Below are 13,126 nucleotides of genomic sequence, written 5' to 3' on the forward strand. Positions count from 1 at the left end.
GTCTGGCTCGGTTGCCGGCGTTTAAAGCGATTCCCTACAAAAGACGTATCTGCTTCGCATACGCACTGGGCAACGAACCGGAGATCAAGAATGACGCTTTCAACTGCTCAAGCGAGGCAAATCGCTGGCATATTTACCCGCCCTGTCTTCAGGGGACTTGCTGCCGACCAACTTCCGGTAGGTATCAGGCGGCAGTTGCTGAACGCCAGCGAGTCGCTAACTTTCGCTGGCGGGGAAATTCGTGAACTCTTCGAAGTCGCGTTCAGCGAGCTCGTTCGGAACTACCGAAGTGAGTATGTTTACAAGAACCTCATCACCAAGAAGTTGATTTTCGGCGTTCATAGCCCGCGGTCGGCGGCTCTGCTGACAGAGTTCTGGGTGAATATGTCGAAAGCGGACTCGGTCGTGCTGAACGGTACAAGCACGGTCTACGAAATCAAGACGGAATACGACAATCTGTCCCGTTTACCTCAACAACTTGCTGACTACAGCATGGTGTTTGACCGCATCAATGTCGTGACCCACGAAGGGGCAATATCGGCAGTGCTCGCAATGGTTCCTCAGCATGTCGGGGTCATCGCACTTAGTCGACGGAACGCACTGCGCCAGATCAAGCCTTCCATCTCAAACATCGAGCGCCTAGACCACTGGACGATGTTCAACTGCTTGCGAAAGCAGGAGTTCACAAACATTTTGACGCGCCAATTTGGCGGCATTCCTGATACGACGCCGGACATGCTCCGAACGTTTGCGTTCAAGCAGTTTTCGCGGCTATCCAAAGACGTGTTGAGCGCTGAATTTGTCAGTGAGGTCCGCAAGCGCACAACAGACCCAGAAATTGCTGAATTTGCATCATGTCTGCCCACGTCTCTCAAAACACTTGGGCTTGCCGAGCAGCTTAGCAAGATGCGTCGAGAGAAGCTGTTGGCGACACTCACTTCGCCCCACACGTTTTGCCTGAAAACGTGAGCAGCAATGATTCGACGACAGTCCCAATCGTGAATTGATTGGCCGAGATTTTCGGGCTGCAGAACTCTTACGCTGAATCTGTTCAAGCCCTCCACGCGATCGTCAATTGATTCCCGTGGATCTTCGCGGCCACGTGAAGGTTGACGATTGATCCAGCAGCGAACTGGTCCTCAGAGTGCACGCGCCATGTAATCGATGCCGCAAAGACTCTGCTGTGCTACGGTCAGCCGTTCGTCTCGAATTCGACGAACCTTTCCGCCCTGACGCGCAATAAAGCGCTCGACCTGCTGTATGCGTACAGTGCCGACGTGACGCTCGTCTACCTCGAACAGTCGCGCGTAGAACTGTTGCGCCGCAACGCGCGGCGCACGTCACTTCACCTGCTGCGTCGCGCATGCGCGCAGTGCCGTGACGAGATCCGTCTTGCCCAGCTTCTCGAACAGATCGGCCATCTCCATCTGCGCGACAGGGTCGCCTTCGCGCGCCGCGCGCCAGCGCAGCGACGCGACGCGATCATCCCGCGCATGCGCTCGCCGGGCGTTTCGCCGTCGTAGCCCGACATCGCCTGCAGCACGTCCGCGAGCTTGTTGTATCCGGCCGGCACGTGATGAACGAGCAGCCACGCGATCGCCGGCTGCGCGCCTGCCCAATCCTCGCCATCGAGCGAACTGTTCACCAGACGCGCGGCCGCGCGCCACGATTCATTGTGACTTCTGGTCGTGCTTCGCCATGACGACGAATGCGGTGAGCGCGATCGGCATCAGCGCGACGCCGAGCAGCCCCACCACGCCATCGGCCGCCATCGTGATCGGCGACAGCGCAAGCTTTACCCCCTTGCCGAGCACCGACGGCCGCTCGATCACCTTGACGTCGTACTCGTGATTGAATGCTTGCGGGATCGATGAAGGCGTGACGTCGTTCGGCTGGTAACGCTTGCCGCTGATCGTGCCGCTCTCCGTCAGTTCGAAGCGCTGGTCCTTGAAACCGTCCGCAAGCGCGCGCTCGCGAAGCTCGGAGCCGGGCGGTGCGTCCTCGCGCGAAAGTCGCAACACGTAACGCCCGGTGATCTTGTCCCCGTGCGCCTCGAAATCGTCGAAATCGGTATATAGCTTGGGGCGATAGGGTGCCGTGAGGTTGACGGCGAGGGCCGGTGGCACATCGAAAATGTAGTGATATCGCTTGCCGAGCACGACGAGCTTCTTCCCGTCCGCGCTGATCAGAAACGCCGTGAGCGTTTCCCGGTATTCCGGGTCCTTCATCATGTGATTGGTGACGGGACCGAAATCGCTGCAGCCGGCAAGCATGCCGGACGCTGCCACGGCGGGCAGCGCGAGAAATGTTCTTCTTTTCATGAGTGCTGTACGGGTTGTTGTTCGTTATTCAGCGGAACCGCTTGAATGTCGGACACGGCGTTCGATGAACGCGGTGTCGTGACGGCCGGTCGTACGGTTTCTTCGCCTGCGCATTGTAGGGCCAAAACCGCCACCGCCGAATCCCCCCGGGGAAGCGCCGCGCCCGCGTGCGATAGACTGCAGGCTCGCTTGCCCGCCGCCAATCACACGACCGCTCGCGCCCACACACACGCCATGGATCGAATCGATGCGATGAAGGTGTTCGTCGCCACGCTGGACGAGGGCAGCCTCGCGGGCGCGAGCCGGCGGCTCGGCCGGTCGCCGGCGGCGGTCAGCCGCGCGATCGCGTTTCTCGAGGAACACACGGGCACCGCGCTGCTGTACCGGACCACCCGGACGATCCGGTTGAGCGAGGCCGGCGATCGCGTTTCTCGAGGAACACACGGGCACCGCGCTGCTGTACCGGACCACCCGGACGATCCGGTTGAGCGAGGCCGGCGAACGCTACGCGGCTGCGTGCCGCCGCATCCTGTCCGATCTCGAGGAAGCCGACATGCTGGTCGCCGACGAACGTTCGGCGCCGCGCGGCATGTTGACGATCACCGCGCCGGTCGCCGCGGGCGAGGACGTGCTGCGCGCGCTGCTCGACGAGTTCATCGAACGCCATCCGGCCGTGTCGATTCGCCTGCAACTGCTCGACCGTCCCGTCAGCCTGATCGACGAAGGGATGGACGTCGCGCTGCGTATCGCGCATCTGTCCGATTCCACGCTCGTCGCGATTCCGGTCGGCACGGTGCGGCGCGTCGTCGTGGCGTCTCCCGGCTATCTGGCGAAACATCCGGCGATCGATGCGCCGGCCGATCTCGCGCAGCACCGGATCATCTCGATGACGCACTTCGGGCTCGACTCATGGAGCTTCCCGCCGTCCGGGCCGACCGCGCTGCCGCAGGTCGTCCAGTTCGCGCCGCGCTTCATCGTCAACACGATCCGCGGCGCGGTCGCGTCGGCCGTCGCCGGCCACGGCGTCACGCGGCTCTTTTCGTATCACGTCGCCGAACAGGTGCGCGACGGCACGCTGCGGATCGTGCTGCGCGACAGCGAGCATGCGCCGCTGCCGATCCATCTCGTCACACCTTACGGACGGCTGTCGGTTCCGAAGGTGCGCGCGTTCGTCGATTTCGCAACGCCGCGCCTGCGCGAGCACTTCGCGCGGCTGGCGGCCATTACCGATGGCGATTGAACCGACTTACGGAAGAATGGCTTTCGTGTGCCGGTGATTCTCTCGACATTCGACTCAATCTAGACTTTCTTCAATCGACGGACGCACGTGGCACCCGTCCAGCGAATGGAGGTCGACATGCATCAAGCGCTTCCCGATCGGTCCCGTGCACATGCGTCCAACGTGACGCGCGGCACGGTGTCCGCCGCCAGCCCGGCCGGCATCGGCCTGGCAGGTTTCGTGTCCATGCCGCTGCCGGCGATCATCGCCGTGCACGGGTTTCCGGCATCGACGGCCGCGTCTTCCGGCACGGCGAACCTCGGTGGGTATTCGGCCGGTGCGCGCGTGGCGGACGCGCTGGCGCTCCCGGTCGGTTCGATCGCGACGGCGAGGGCGCAATGAGCACGACCGCACATGCGACGGCCGCGGCGTTCGCCGAACGGCCGGCCGCCAGTTATGCCGAACGCAACGCGCGCTACTGGCGGCGCAATCTTGCCGTCTGCGTATTCGGATCGTTCACGACGCTCGTCAGCTTGAGCATGCTGCTGCCATTCCTGCCGCTGTACGTGCGGCAACTCGGCGTCGACACGCAGTCGGCCGTGATCCAGTGGTCGGGCATCGCGTTCGGCGCGACGTTTCTCGGCACGGCCGTCACCGCGCCGTTGTGGGGCCGCCTCGCTGACCGCTTCGGCCGCAAGCCGATGCTCGTGCGCGCGGCGATCGGGATGGCCATCGTGATGTCGCTGATCGGCATCGCGCACAACGTGGTCGAACTCGTCGCGCTGCGACTGATCGCGGGGCTCGTCGGCGGCTATGCGTCAGCGTCGACCGTGATGGTCGGCACGCAGGCGCCGCGCGAGCGCGCGGGCTGGGCGCTCGGCATCCTGTCGACCGGCGCGCTCGCCGGCAATCTCGTCGGGCCGCTCGTCGGCGGGCTGCTGCCGGGCTGGCTCGGCATTCGCGGCACGTTTTTCGCGGGTGGCGCGATGATCGCCGTCGCCGCGCTGCTGACGATCTTCGTCGTGAAGGAAGACTTCCACGGGGACACCGACGCGAAAGCACGCAGCTCCGGTGCGGCCGCGAGCACGGCGCACGGCACGAATCGCGCGGCGGTCGCCGCGCTGCTGGTGACCGCGATGATGGTGCTGCTCGCGAACATGTCGATCGAACCGATCATCACGGTCTATATCGGCGGGCTCGGGGTAGGCGGCGATCACCTCGCACGCGTCGCCGGCGTCGTGATGGCGTGTTCGGCGCTCGGCAGCATGCTGACCGCCGCACGGCTCGGCGCGCTGGCCGACCGGATCGGCAGCTGGAACGTGATCGTTGGCTGCCTGCTGCTGACCGCACTCGCGATGGTGCCGCAGGCATTCGTCACGCACTGGTGGCAGCTTGCCGCGCTGCGCGTGCTGATGGGCATGACGCTCGCGGGCTTGCTGCCGTCGATCGGCAAGCTCGTGCGGCAGTCTGTCGACGAGCGCGCGACGGGGCAGATGCTCGGCTACCTGCAGTCCGCCCAGTTCAGCGGGCAGGTGATCGGCCCGGTGATCGGCGGGCAGATCGGCGTCGCGCTCGGCCTGCATTCGGTGTTCTTCGTGACGGGCGCGCTGCTGGCGGCCTGCGCGGTACTCGCGCACTGGGGGCGCGGCCGTTAGCGGCTGACCTGCGAATCGGGGTCTGGCGTAGGATGGGCGCAGTTGCGGGTGCCGCGCCCGGAAGCGGTGACAACGCACAGCTTCGCCACGCGTTCCGGACGCAGCACCTCGAGGCGGCCTATCGTTTTGGACACCGATTTCACATTCGCATGACCGGCTGCGCGCGAAGAACGACGAACGCGCGTCGTGCCGGCCCCGACCAACGCGCTTCGGCCTGCATGCGGCCGATGCATTTCGATGACGGATCGTGCAGGAGGCAATCGACATGAATCAATCGACCGATAACCGGACGCTGTTGCGCACGCTCGGCATTCGCGCGCCGATCGTCCAGGCGCCGATGGCCGGCGTCAGCACGCCGGCGCTCGCTGCCGCCGTGTCGAACGCGGGCGGGCTCGGCTCGCTCGGCGTCGGCGCGACGAACGCCGACGGCGCACGCAAGATGATCCGCGACACGCGCGCGCTCACCGACCGGCCGTTCAACATCAACGTGTTCTGCCACAGTCCGGCCCGTGCCGATGCGGCCGTCGAACGCGCGTGGCTCGACTGGCTCGCACCGGTGTTCCGCAAATACGGCGCGACGCCGCCCGCATCGCTGTCGGAGATCTATACGAGTTTCGTCGCGGACGGCGCAATGCAGGCGATGCTCGCCGAAGAAAAGCCGGCCGTCGTCAGCTTCCATTTCGGGCTGCCGTCCGCGGACGTGATCGCCGCGCTGAAGCGCGCGGGCATCACGCTGTTCGCGGCCGCGACGAATCTCGACGAAGCGCGGCAGATCGCCGCCGCCGGCATCGACGCGATCGTCGCGCAGGGCATCGAAGCCGGCGGGCACCGCGGCGTGTTCGATTCGACCGCCCACGACGATCGCCTCGGCACGTTCGCGCTGACGCGCCTGATCGTGCGCGAATGTCCGCTGCCCGTGATCGCGGCCGGCGGCATCATGGACGGCGAAGGCATCGCCGCCGCGCTGGCGCTCGGCGCGCAGGCCGCGCAGCTCGGCACCGCGTTCGTCGCATGCCCGGAGACGTCGATCGACGACGGTTATCGCCGCGCGATCCTCGGCGATGGGGCACGCCGCACGACGTTGACGTCCGCGATCTCGGGCCGGATCGCACGCGGCATCGCGAACCGGCTGACCGCGCTCGGCGACGATTCGCACGCGCCGGCCACGCCCGCGTATCCGATCGCGTACGACGCGGGCAAGGCGCTGCATGCGGCCGCGAAGGCGCAGGGCGAATTCGGCTACGGCGCGCAGTGGGCCGGGCAGGCGGCGCCGCTCGTCCGCTCGCTGCCGGCCGCCGAACTGTTCGCGACGCTCGAACGCGAAACGCGGGCCGCGATCGAGCGCCTGCAGCACGCGCTGGACTGATCGCGCCCGGCCCGCAAGCCGCACGCGCGTGCCGGCGATCCGTGCAGCAGATCGCCTCGCAGAACGTGCGCCACCCGGCGCCGATTTGCAATGTTCTGTATCTGCGCGGACCGCGGATACAGCGCGATACAACGCATGTTCGAGCGTCCGCTATAAAGCAGGCATGACTTCTTCGAGAGCACATCATGTCTGCAACCTGGTTCAAAGGGTCCTGCCATTGCGGGGCCGTCAAGTTCGAAGTGAAAACGGCCATTGCGCCGGCGGTCCGCTGCAACTGCAGCCTGTGCCGCCGGCGCGGCGCGCTGATGAGCCCGATGTTCGCCGCTGACGACCTGAAGATCGTCGAAGGCGAGGGCGCACTGACGTGCTACCGCTTCAACACGCGCACGGCCCGTCACTATTTCTGCAGCCGTTGCGGCGTCTATCCGTTCCATCAGACGCGCAAGGACCCCGCATGCTGGCGCGTCAATCTCGGCTGCCTCGACGGCGTCGATCCGTATGCGCTCGACGCGACGGTCGCCGACGGCGCAAGCCTCTCGATCGTGGAGGACGCATGAAACGCTGGCTGATGATCCTGCTGTTTGCCGCAGGCGGGCTCGCGACCGAAATCGCGCATCCGGTGCAATGCTCGCTGCTGTCGGCAAGCCGGTTGCAGACCGACAAGCGCCGCAGGCAGGACTGACGGCGGCAATCCGGCCGCGTTGCACCGTCCCGCCGGTTCATCGAGACCGATTTTCATGCTTCCGATAAGATCGCATGCGATATATAATGCGTTCATCTGCGACCGCTCGCGTCGCTGGAGGAAGCCCATGAAACCGACCGAAGCACCATCGCCCGGCGCGCCGAAGCTGTCCGAGTTCCTGTGTTTTGCGATCTACTCGGCCAACCTTGCGTTCGGCAAGGCGTACAAGCCGATCCTCGACGAACTCGGCCTCACCTATACGCAATACATCACGATCATTGCGCTGTGGGAGCAGGACAACCAGACGGTCGGCCAGCTCGGCGAGAAGCTGTTCCTCGAATCCAATACGCTGACGCCGATCCTGAAGAAGCTCGAGGCGATGGGTTACCTGGAGCGGCACCGCGATCCGTCGGACGAACGCCAGGTGCTCGTCAGCCTGACGAAGAGCGGCCGGCGCTTACGCGAGAAGGGGCTCGACATGAATCTGGTCGACGCCACCGGGTTGAAGCCGGACGAATTCGCGAAGGTGCAGAAGGCGATCGTCACGCTGCGCGGCAACCTGATCCAGTCGACCGAAGAATAAACACGGTGGCAACCGGCGCCCGACGCGCGTATCGCGTCGGCCGCGTCGTCACGCGTGCGCGTCGCCCAGCACCAGCAGGTTCATCTCGCGACGGACGGCAAAACCAAGCGCGATGTAGCGCTCGATCGCGACCTGGTTCGACGTGAGGACGTGCAGGAAAGGCGTTTCCGATCGTGCGCAGATCGCCGCGATCAACGACCGGATCAGACGCGCCGCAAGCCCTTGCCGCCGAAACGCGGCATCCACGCAGACGGCGCTGATCTCGGTATATCCGTCGACCTGCATCCGCTCGCCGGCCATCGCGGCCAGCCGCCCTTCGCTGCGTACGCCGATATAGTCGCCAAGCTCGATCGTGCGCGGGCCGAACGGGCCGGGCTGCGCGGCCGTGGTCAGCGCAAGCATGTCCGGCACATCGGTTTCGGCGAGCGTGACATGCTCCGATGCATACGCCGGGTCGGGCGTCCCTTGCCAGATCATTTGAAGCAACGTCGCGCGCCGGATCACCGACAATCCCGCCGGCGGCCGGATTTCGTCCGGCGTGACCAGCGCCGCCGGCCCGTGCGCGGCAATCAGATCGCGCAACGCGTCGAACGATGCCGGGCTCGCGTCGGCGATCGCGGCGAACGGCGCAATGGCCGCCGGAAACCGCAGCGCGCGGTCGCTGCCGAGCGCAAAGCGGCGCTGCTTGCCCGTGAGCGCATTCCAGACGACGTGGTCGAGCGGGTGTGCAACGCCTGTCGTGTTTCCGGTCGTGGCTTCCGGCATCGGCTGCTCCTCGATTGAAGATTTCGTGCCGCACAGAATAGACCGGATCGGCCGAGCGGGTAGCACTACAGCGATATGGATCGCGTCATTGGCGTGGCGCGCATGCGTTGGCCTTCTTCGTTCCCGACGATCCATAGCCGGAAAACGTCGATGCAAATCCGGGCGTCACCAATAGAAAAGCGCACGCGATTACATCGCATGCGCTTTATATGGCGGACGTGGACGGCCGATTCCGTCGTGCAATGCTCAATGACCGAAATAGATCGAGCGCTCGGCCGTGCGAACCGCGCCGCGGCTGCCGGACTGCGCCGCGCCGTCGGCATCGTTGCCGTAACCGGACGCCATCGAATCGGCCGCGCCGGCGCCGTTGTCGTGAATCCGGCGCAGCGCCGCCTGGAGATTGTCCGGGTAGTTCGGATCGTTGGGGCGGTTCGGCAGGTAGCCGGCCTGCTGCAGTGCGGCCAGCTCCGCGCGCACCTGCGCACGCGTCACGGTGCTTTCGCTGGCGTTCGCCGGTGCGACAACGGCGGCCGACACGGCAACGAGGAGGGCGGCAATCAGTTGGGTCTTCATCATTTACCTCGACAAGAAAAAAGGAATTCAGGGGTTGCGCACCGCACGCCGACAACCGGCGCCGTTCGCGGTTTCGTTCAATGACCGAAATAGATCGAGCGCTCGGCGATGCGCGTCGCGGGGCGGCCGCCCGACTGCGTGGCGGCGACGGCGTCGCGGCCATAACCGGATGCCGACGCATCGGCCGTCACGGCGTCGTTCGCGTGAACGCGCGTCAGTGCGGCCTGCAGGTCGTCCGGATAGTGCGGATCGTTCGCGCGGCCCGGCCGATAGCCGGCTTGTTCGAGTTGCACGAGTTCGGCACGCACTTGCGCGCGGGACACGACGGCTTCATCGGCAAACGCCGGGGCGGCAACGGCGGCAGAAACGGCCACGAGAACGGCAGCGATCAGTTGGGTTTTCATCATTTACCTCGACAGTCAGGGATAGAAAGGATTCAGGGTTCGCGTATCGGCGCTCAATGACCGAAATACACCGAGCGGTCGGCCACGCTGACGGCATGCCGGCGGCCCGATTGCGTCGCCGCATCGCCGTTGCTGCCGTAGCCGGATGCCTGCTCGTTGGCCGCGACGGCATCGACCACATGAATCTGCGTCAGCGCGGCCTGCAGATTGTCCGGATAGGTCGCGTCGGTGGCGCGATTCAGCGGATAACCGGCCGTTTGGAGCTGCGCGAGTTCGGCACGCACCTGCGCACGCGTGACGGTGATTTCGCTGGCAAACGCCGGTGCGGCAACGGCGGCCGAAACAGCGACGAGAAGGGCGGCGATCAGTCGGGTATTCATCATTTGCCTCGATAGGAAAAGAGTCGGGAATTCGGGAGGGCGGCGCTCGGCCGCCCGATGCAACGTTCAGGCGATACGGATTTCGACGTCGATGTTGCCGCGCGTCGCCTTCGAATACGGGCAGGTCTGGTGCGCGGCATCGACGATGCGCTGCGCGACGTCGCGATCAAGCCCGGGCACGCTCACGTTCAGCCGGGCCTGCAGGAAGTACGCGTTGCCGGCCGTGCCGAGATCCACTTCGGCGTCGACGGCGAGATCGGCCGGCAGCGTCACCTTCGCGGCACGCGCCGCAAGCTGCATCGCACCGATGAAGCAGGCCGACCAGCCGGCCGCGAACAGTTGTTCCGGGTTGGTGCCGGCGCCGGCGCTGCCCGGCGACGACAACTGGATGTCGAGGCGGCCGTCGGCACTGCGCGCCGTGCCGTCGCGGCCGCCCGAAGTCGTATGCGTCTTGCCCGTGTACAGCACTTTTTCGATCTTGCTCATCATTTGCTCCGTCAGTTGGCTTGACAGGTTTTTCTCAGATGCGATTCGATCGCATGCGATGCAGTTTCGTTGAACCGGCCACCCTAGTCAAGCGTATTCGATTAAATCGCATCCGATATTTTGTATTTCAATGTATCTGGAACATGTCGGGCTTTGCTGGACAAGGCTTTCAGGCGATCCAGCCCCGATATCTGAGGTAACGGGAGAGGCAACGATTCCCGGGGAAGGCGGGCGGAAACGCCCGCGGGAATGGATTGTCGCCTTGCGGGGCGGCCGATATGTCACGCCGGGTCGAGCTCGGCAATCACGACGAGGATGACGGCCGCGTCGGCCGGCAACTGGCGCTGCGAGAACGCCGAACGCGCGTGTCCCGCCTTGTCGCCGAGCACGGCGGCGAACAGGTCCGACGCGCCGTCGATCACGGCCGGCTGCCCGTAAAAACCGTCGGCCGAGCTCACGTGCCCCTCGACGCGCACGATCTTGCGCAGGCGGTCGAACCCGCCCAGGTGCGTGCGGATCTGAGCGAGCACGTTCAGCGCCGCAAGCCGGGCCGCATGCTGGCCTTCGTCGACGCTCAACTGCTCGCCGACGCGGCCGGTAAAGGCGATCCTGCCATCGACGAGCGGCAGTTGTCCCGACACGAACAGCAGGTTGCCGGCTTCGCTGACAGCCGTATAGCTGCCCAGCGGATTCGGCGGTTCGGGTAATGCAAGGCCGAGTTCGGCCAGTTTCTGTTCGACGGTCATGTCGTTCTCCTTGCGGGAAAATGGATCGGGCGATCGGTGTTGCCTGTCAGTCACTCTAGTCATGCGGCCGAAGCCGGTAAATGTCAGCAGCGCAATTGATTCGGGACGCGATGTAACGAATCGCGCCACGCACGGCGGCTGGTTTCCCGCGCGATATTGATGCACACTCGTTGCTTCATCGCACGCTCCACACCGGAGACGGCAGGAACCGCCCCATGCAACGACAATTCGACGACCTGCTGCTGGGCAGCATCGAGCTGTTCTGTCTCGCTGCCGAACTCGGCAGCTTCACGCTGGCGGCAACCGCGGCGAGCGTCACGCCGGCCGCGGTCAGCCGGTCGGTGGCGCGGCTCGAGGAGCGTCTCGGCGTGCGGCTGTTCGTGCGCACGACACGGCAGATCCGCCTGACCGATTCCGGCCGGCGCTACTTCGAGCAATGCCGCGATGCGCTGTCGCAGCTCGTCGACGCGGAACGCGAAGCGACCGGCCAGCAGGCCACGCCCGCCGGCGTGCTCCGGATCAGCATGCCGACGCCGTACGGGCACTATCGCGTGCTGCCGCTGCTGCCCGCATTTCGCGAGCGCTATCCGGACGTGCGTGTCGAAACCCACCTGAGCAACCGCAACATCGACTTCGCCGAGGAAGGCTTCGATCTCGCGATCCGCGGCCGCGCGCCGGCCGATTCGAACCTGGTCGCGCGCAAGCTGGAAGATGCCGAGCTCGTGATCGTCGCGACGCCCGGCTACCTGAAGCGCGCGGGCATGCCGACCGCCATCGACGATCTGCATGCGCACGAATGCATCCAGTTCGAGCTGCCGAGCAGCGGGCGGCCGATTCCCTGGCTGTTCGACGACGGAGCGGACGAGATCGAAATCGCGACGACCGGCAACTACAGTACGTCGGGCGACGTCCTCGCCGGCGTGACGCTCGCGCGCAGCGGTGCGGGCCTGTTCCAGACCTACCGCTTCATCGTCGAACAGGACCTGCGCGCCGGCACGCTCGTGGAGGTGCTGCCCGGCCTTGGCGGCCGGTCGCGGCCGTTCATGCTGCTGTATCCGCATGCGCGTTTTCTGTCGTCGCGCGTGCGCGTGTTCGTCGACTTTCTCGTCGAGCATCTGGAGCGCGCGCCCGCCAAGCAGGCGCGCGGGACACGCACCAAACGAGCCGCCGCATCGCGATAAGCACGCCGGCTCGTTCTTTCGATGCCGATGCTCAGTGCCCGGCGCTCTGGCCGCCGTCGACGTGCAGGATCTCGCCGGTGACGAACGGCGCCGAGTCGAGATACAGGATCGCGTCGACGATGTCGCTCATCTCGCCCATGCGGCCGACCGGGTGCAGCGACGCGAGCGTCGCATGCGTTTCGGGTGCATGCATCGGTGACTTGATGACGCCCGGCGCTACCGCATTGACGCGGATGCCGGCCTTCGCATACTCGATCGCGAGCGACTTCGTCGCCGCATTCAATCCGCCTTTCGTCAGCGACGCGAGCACCGACGGCACGTTGCTGTTCGCGTGATCGACCAGGCTCGTCGTGATGCTGACCACGTGCCCGCTGCCGTGCTGCTGCATCGCCGCGATCGCGTGCTGAGTGACGTGGAAGAAACCGTTCAGGTTGACGTTCGTGATCTGCGCGTAGTCGTCCGCGGTGTACTGCGTGAACGGCTTCGCGATGAATATGCCGGCGTTGTTGACGAGCGTGTCGACGCGGCCGAAGCGTTCGATTGCCGTGTCGACCACGCGACGCGCGACGGCCGGATCGCCGATGTCGCCCGCGACGGTGACGAGATCGGGATCGTTCGACGGCCCGATCGAACGGGAAGTCGAGACGACGCGATGGCCGCGTGCGCGGAACGCGTTGACCGTTTCCGCGCCGATGCCTTGCGATGCGCCAGTGACGATGATGACTTTGGATGTGCTCATGACTTGCCTCGACAGGTGAATGGTGT

At 65.3% G+C, this 13,126-nt stretch carries 17 protein-coding genes and 1 pseudogene; 10 read left to right on the plus strand and 8 right to left on the minus strand.

What is annotated here, in order from left to right; genetic code table 11:
- Nucleotides 1-90: 90 nt before the first annotated feature.
- Nucleotides 91-969, plus strand: coding sequence for a sce7726 family protein (locus tag ABD05_RS14425; RefSeq protein WP_148669084.1), 879 nt, complete (start codon nucleotides 91-93; stop codon nucleotides 967-969).
- A gap of 308 nt (nucleotides 970-1,277) precedes the next feature.
- Nucleotides 1,278-1,523, plus strand: a complete 246-nt coding sequence (locus ABD05_RS39620) for a hypothetical protein (protein ID WP_476577964.1) — start codon at nucleotides 1,278-1,280, stop codon at nucleotides 1,521-1,523.
- Between the two features lie 147 nt (nucleotides 1,524-1,670).
- Here ABD05_RS39620 and ABD05_RS14435 read toward each other — a convergent pair whose 3' ends face one another.
- Nucleotides 1,671-2,321, minus strand: coding sequence for a hypothetical protein (locus ABD05_RS14435; protein ID WP_047900707.1), 651 nt, complete (start codon nucleotides 2,319-2,321; stop codon nucleotides 1,671-1,673).
- Between the two features lie 234 nt (nucleotides 2,322-2,555).
- Here ABD05_RS14435 and ABD05_RS14440 point away from each other — a divergent pair.
- The 7 genes and pseudogenes from ABD05_RS14440 to ABD05_RS14465 all read left to right on the plus strand — a co-directional run bounded on the left by ABD05_RS14440 (nucleotide 2,556) and on the right by ABD05_RS14465 (nucleotide 7,826).
- Nucleotides 2,556-3,561: pseudogene (locus ABD05_RS14440) on the plus strand (LysR substrate-binding domain-containing protein).
- 117 nt (nucleotides 3,562-3,678) lie between these two features.
- Nucleotides 3,679-3,942: a hypothetical protein gene (locus ABD05_RS14445; RefSeq protein WP_148669085.1), complete on the plus strand. Its 264-nt coding sequence runs from the start codon at nucleotides 3,679-3,681 to the stop codon at nucleotides 3,940-3,942.
- Nucleotides 3,939-5,195 (plus strand): MFS transporter, encoded by a 1,257-nt coding sequence (locus ABD05_RS14450; RefSeq protein WP_047900709.1) that lies wholly within the window; start codon nucleotides 3,939-3,941, stop codon nucleotides 5,193-5,195. The genes ABD05_RS14445 and ABD05_RS14450 overlap by 4 nt, the downstream gene beginning before the upstream one ends.
- A gap of 265 nt (nucleotides 5,196-5,460) precedes the next feature.
- Complete coding sequence (locus ABD05_RS14455; protein WP_047900710.1) at nucleotides 5,461-6,561, plus strand: NAD(P)H-dependent flavin oxidoreductase; 1,101 nt, start codon at nucleotides 5,461-5,463, stop codon at nucleotides 6,559-6,561.
- A 185-nt stretch (nucleotides 6,562-6,746) separates the two neighbouring features.
- The gene (locus tag ABD05_RS14460; RefSeq protein ID WP_047900711.1) at nucleotides 6,747-7,118 is read left to right on the plus strand and encodes a GFA family protein; all 372 of its coding nucleotides are present in this window, start codon (nucleotides 6,747-6,749) and stop codon (nucleotides 7,116-7,118) included.
- On the plus strand, nucleotides 7,115-7,243 hold the full coding sequence (locus tag ABD05_RS39290; RefSeq protein ID WP_261309841.1) for a hypothetical protein: 129 nt from the start codon (nucleotides 7,115-7,117) through the stop codon (nucleotides 7,241-7,243). Before ABD05_RS14460 ends, ABD05_RS39290 begins: the two co-directional genes overlap by 4 nt.
- A 127-nt stretch (nucleotides 7,244-7,370) precedes the next feature.
- Entirely contained in the window at nucleotides 7,371-7,826 is a 456-nt protein-coding gene (locus ABD05_RS14465) for a MarR family winged helix-turn-helix transcriptional regulator (RefSeq protein ID WP_047900712.1), read from the plus strand.
- 48 nt (nucleotides 7,827-7,874) lie between these two features.
- On the opposite strand, the gene ABD05_RS14470 is transcribed toward ABD05_RS14465, so the two are convergent.
- The 6 genes from ABD05_RS14470 to ABD05_RS14495 form a co-directional block, all read right to left on the minus strand.
- Nucleotides 7,875-8,591, minus strand: coding sequence for a GNAT family N-acetyltransferase (locus tag ABD05_RS14470; protein ID WP_047900713.1), 717 nt, complete (start codon nucleotides 8,589-8,591; stop codon nucleotides 7,875-7,877).
- A 246-nt stretch (nucleotides 8,592-8,837) separates the two neighbouring features.
- Complete coding sequence (locus ABD05_RS14475; RefSeq protein ID WP_047900714.1) at nucleotides 8,838-9,167, minus strand: DUF4148 domain-containing protein; 330 nt, start codon at nucleotides 9,165-9,167, stop codon at nucleotides 8,838-8,840.
- Nucleotides 9,168-9,241: 74 nt separating this feature from the next.
- Nucleotides 9,242-9,568: a DUF4148 domain-containing protein gene (locus tag ABD05_RS14480; RefSeq protein WP_047901225.1), complete on the minus strand. Its 327-nt coding sequence runs from the start codon at nucleotides 9,566-9,568 to the stop codon at nucleotides 9,242-9,244.
- A gap of 53 nt (nucleotides 9,569-9,621) precedes the next feature.
- Nucleotides 9,622-9,948: a DUF4148 domain-containing protein gene (locus ABD05_RS14485; RefSeq protein WP_047901226.1), complete on the minus strand. Its 327-nt coding sequence runs from the start codon at nucleotides 9,946-9,948 to the stop codon at nucleotides 9,622-9,624.
- Between the two features lie 66 nt (nucleotides 9,949-10,014).
- Entirely contained in the window at nucleotides 10,015-10,434 is a 420-nt protein-coding gene (locus ABD05_RS14490; protein ID WP_047901227.1) for an organic hydroperoxide resistance protein, read from the minus strand.
- Between the two features lie 281 nt (nucleotides 10,435-10,715).
- Nucleotides 10,716-11,180, minus strand: coding sequence for a RidA family protein (locus ABD05_RS14495; protein ID WP_047900715.1), 465 nt, complete (start codon nucleotides 11,178-11,180; stop codon nucleotides 10,716-10,718).
- A gap of 215 nt (nucleotides 11,181-11,395) precedes the next feature.
- Here ABD05_RS14495 and ABD05_RS14500 point away from each other — a divergent pair, with 215 nt between their 5' ends.
- The gene (locus tag ABD05_RS14500) at nucleotides 11,396-12,361 is read left to right on the plus strand and encodes a LysR family transcriptional regulator (RefSeq protein WP_047900716.1); all 966 of its coding nucleotides are present in this window, start codon (nucleotides 11,396-11,398) and stop codon (nucleotides 12,359-12,361) included.
- 31 nt (nucleotides 12,362-12,392) lie between these two features.
- Here ABD05_RS14500 and ABD05_RS14505 read toward each other — a convergent pair whose 3' ends face one another.
- A complete protein-coding gene (locus tag ABD05_RS14505) occupies nucleotides 12,393-13,100 on the minus strand; it encodes an SDR family NAD(P)-dependent oxidoreductase (RefSeq protein WP_047900717.1) in 708 nt (235 codons plus the stop codon).
- Nucleotides 13,101-13,126: the final 26 nt, after the last annotated feature.

It is taken from the genome of Burkholderia pyrrocinia, from assembly GCF_001028665.1.
In the GTDB taxonomy this organism is placed as follows: domain Bacteria; phylum Pseudomonadota; class Gammaproteobacteria; order Burkholderiales; family Burkholderiaceae; genus Burkholderia; species Burkholderia pyrrocinia.

What these genes read in the sequence shown, in the direction of transcription:
- ABD05_RS14505 (WP_047900717.1), bottom strand. Translation starts at nt 13,100, where the DNA reads ATGAGCACATCCAAAGTCATCATCGTCACTGGCGCATCGCAAGGCATC.
- ABD05_RS14475 (WP_047900714.1), bottom strand. Translation starts at nt 9,167, where the DNA reads ATGATGAAGACCCAACTGATTGCCGCCCTCCTCGTTGCCGTGTCGGCC.
- ABD05_RS14465 (WP_047900712.1), top strand. Translation starts at nt 7,371, where the DNA reads ATGAAACCGACCGAAGCACCATCGCCCGGCGCGCCGAAGCTGTCCGAG.
- ABD05_RS14450 (WP_047900709.1), top strand. Translation starts at nt 3,939, where the DNA reads ATGAGCACGACCGCACATGCGACGGCCGCGGCGTTCGCCGAACGGCCG.
- ABD05_RS14500 (WP_047900716.1), top strand. Translation starts at nt 11,396, where the DNA reads ATGCAACGACAATTCGACGACCTGCTGCTGGGCAGCATCGAGCTGTTC.
- ABD05_RS14495 (WP_047900715.1), bottom strand. Translation starts at nt 11,180, where the DNA reads ATGACCGTCGAACAGAAACTGGCCGAACTCGGCCTTGCATTACCCGAA.
- ABD05_RS14485 (WP_047901226.1), bottom strand. Translation starts at nt 9,948, where the DNA reads ATGAATACCCGACTGATCGCCGCCCTTCTCGTCGCTGTTTCGGCCGCC.
- ABD05_RS14460 (WP_047900711.1), top strand. Translation starts at nt 6,747, where the DNA reads ATGTCTGCAACCTGGTTCAAAGGGTCCTGCCATTGCGGGGCCGTCAAG.
- ABD05_RS14490 (WP_047901227.1), bottom strand. Translation starts at nt 10,434, where the DNA reads ATGAGCAAGATCGAAAAAGTGCTGTACACGGGCAAGACGCATACGACT.
- ABD05_RS14480 (WP_047901225.1), bottom strand. Translation starts at nt 9,568, where the DNA reads ATGAAAACCCAACTGATCGCTGCCGTTCTCGTGGCCGTTTCTGCCGCC.
- ABD05_RS14470 (WP_047900713.1), bottom strand. Translation starts at nt 8,591, where the DNA reads ATGCCGGAAGCCACGACCGGAAACACGACAGGCGTTGCACACCCGCTC.
- ABD05_RS14455 (WP_047900710.1), top strand. Translation starts at nt 5,461, where the DNA reads ATGAATCAATCGACCGATAACCGGACGCTGTTGCGCACGCTCGGCATT.
- ABD05_RS14445 (WP_148669085.1), top strand. Translation starts at nt 3,679, where the DNA reads ATGCATCAAGCGCTTCCCGATCGGTCCCGTGCACATGCGTCCAACGTG.
- ABD05_RS39290 (WP_261309841.1), top strand. Translation starts at nt 7,115, where the DNA reads ATGAAACGCTGGCTGATGATCCTGCTGTTTGCCGCAGGCGGGCTCGCG.
- ABD05_RS14435 (WP_047900707.1), bottom strand. Translation starts at nt 2,321, where the DNA reads ATGAAAAGAAGAACATTTCTCGCGCTGCCCGCCGTGGCAGCGTCCGGC.
- ABD05_RS14425 (WP_148669084.1), top strand. Translation starts at nt 91, where the DNA reads ATGACGCTTTCAACTGCTCAAGCGAGGCAAATCGCTGGCATATTTACC.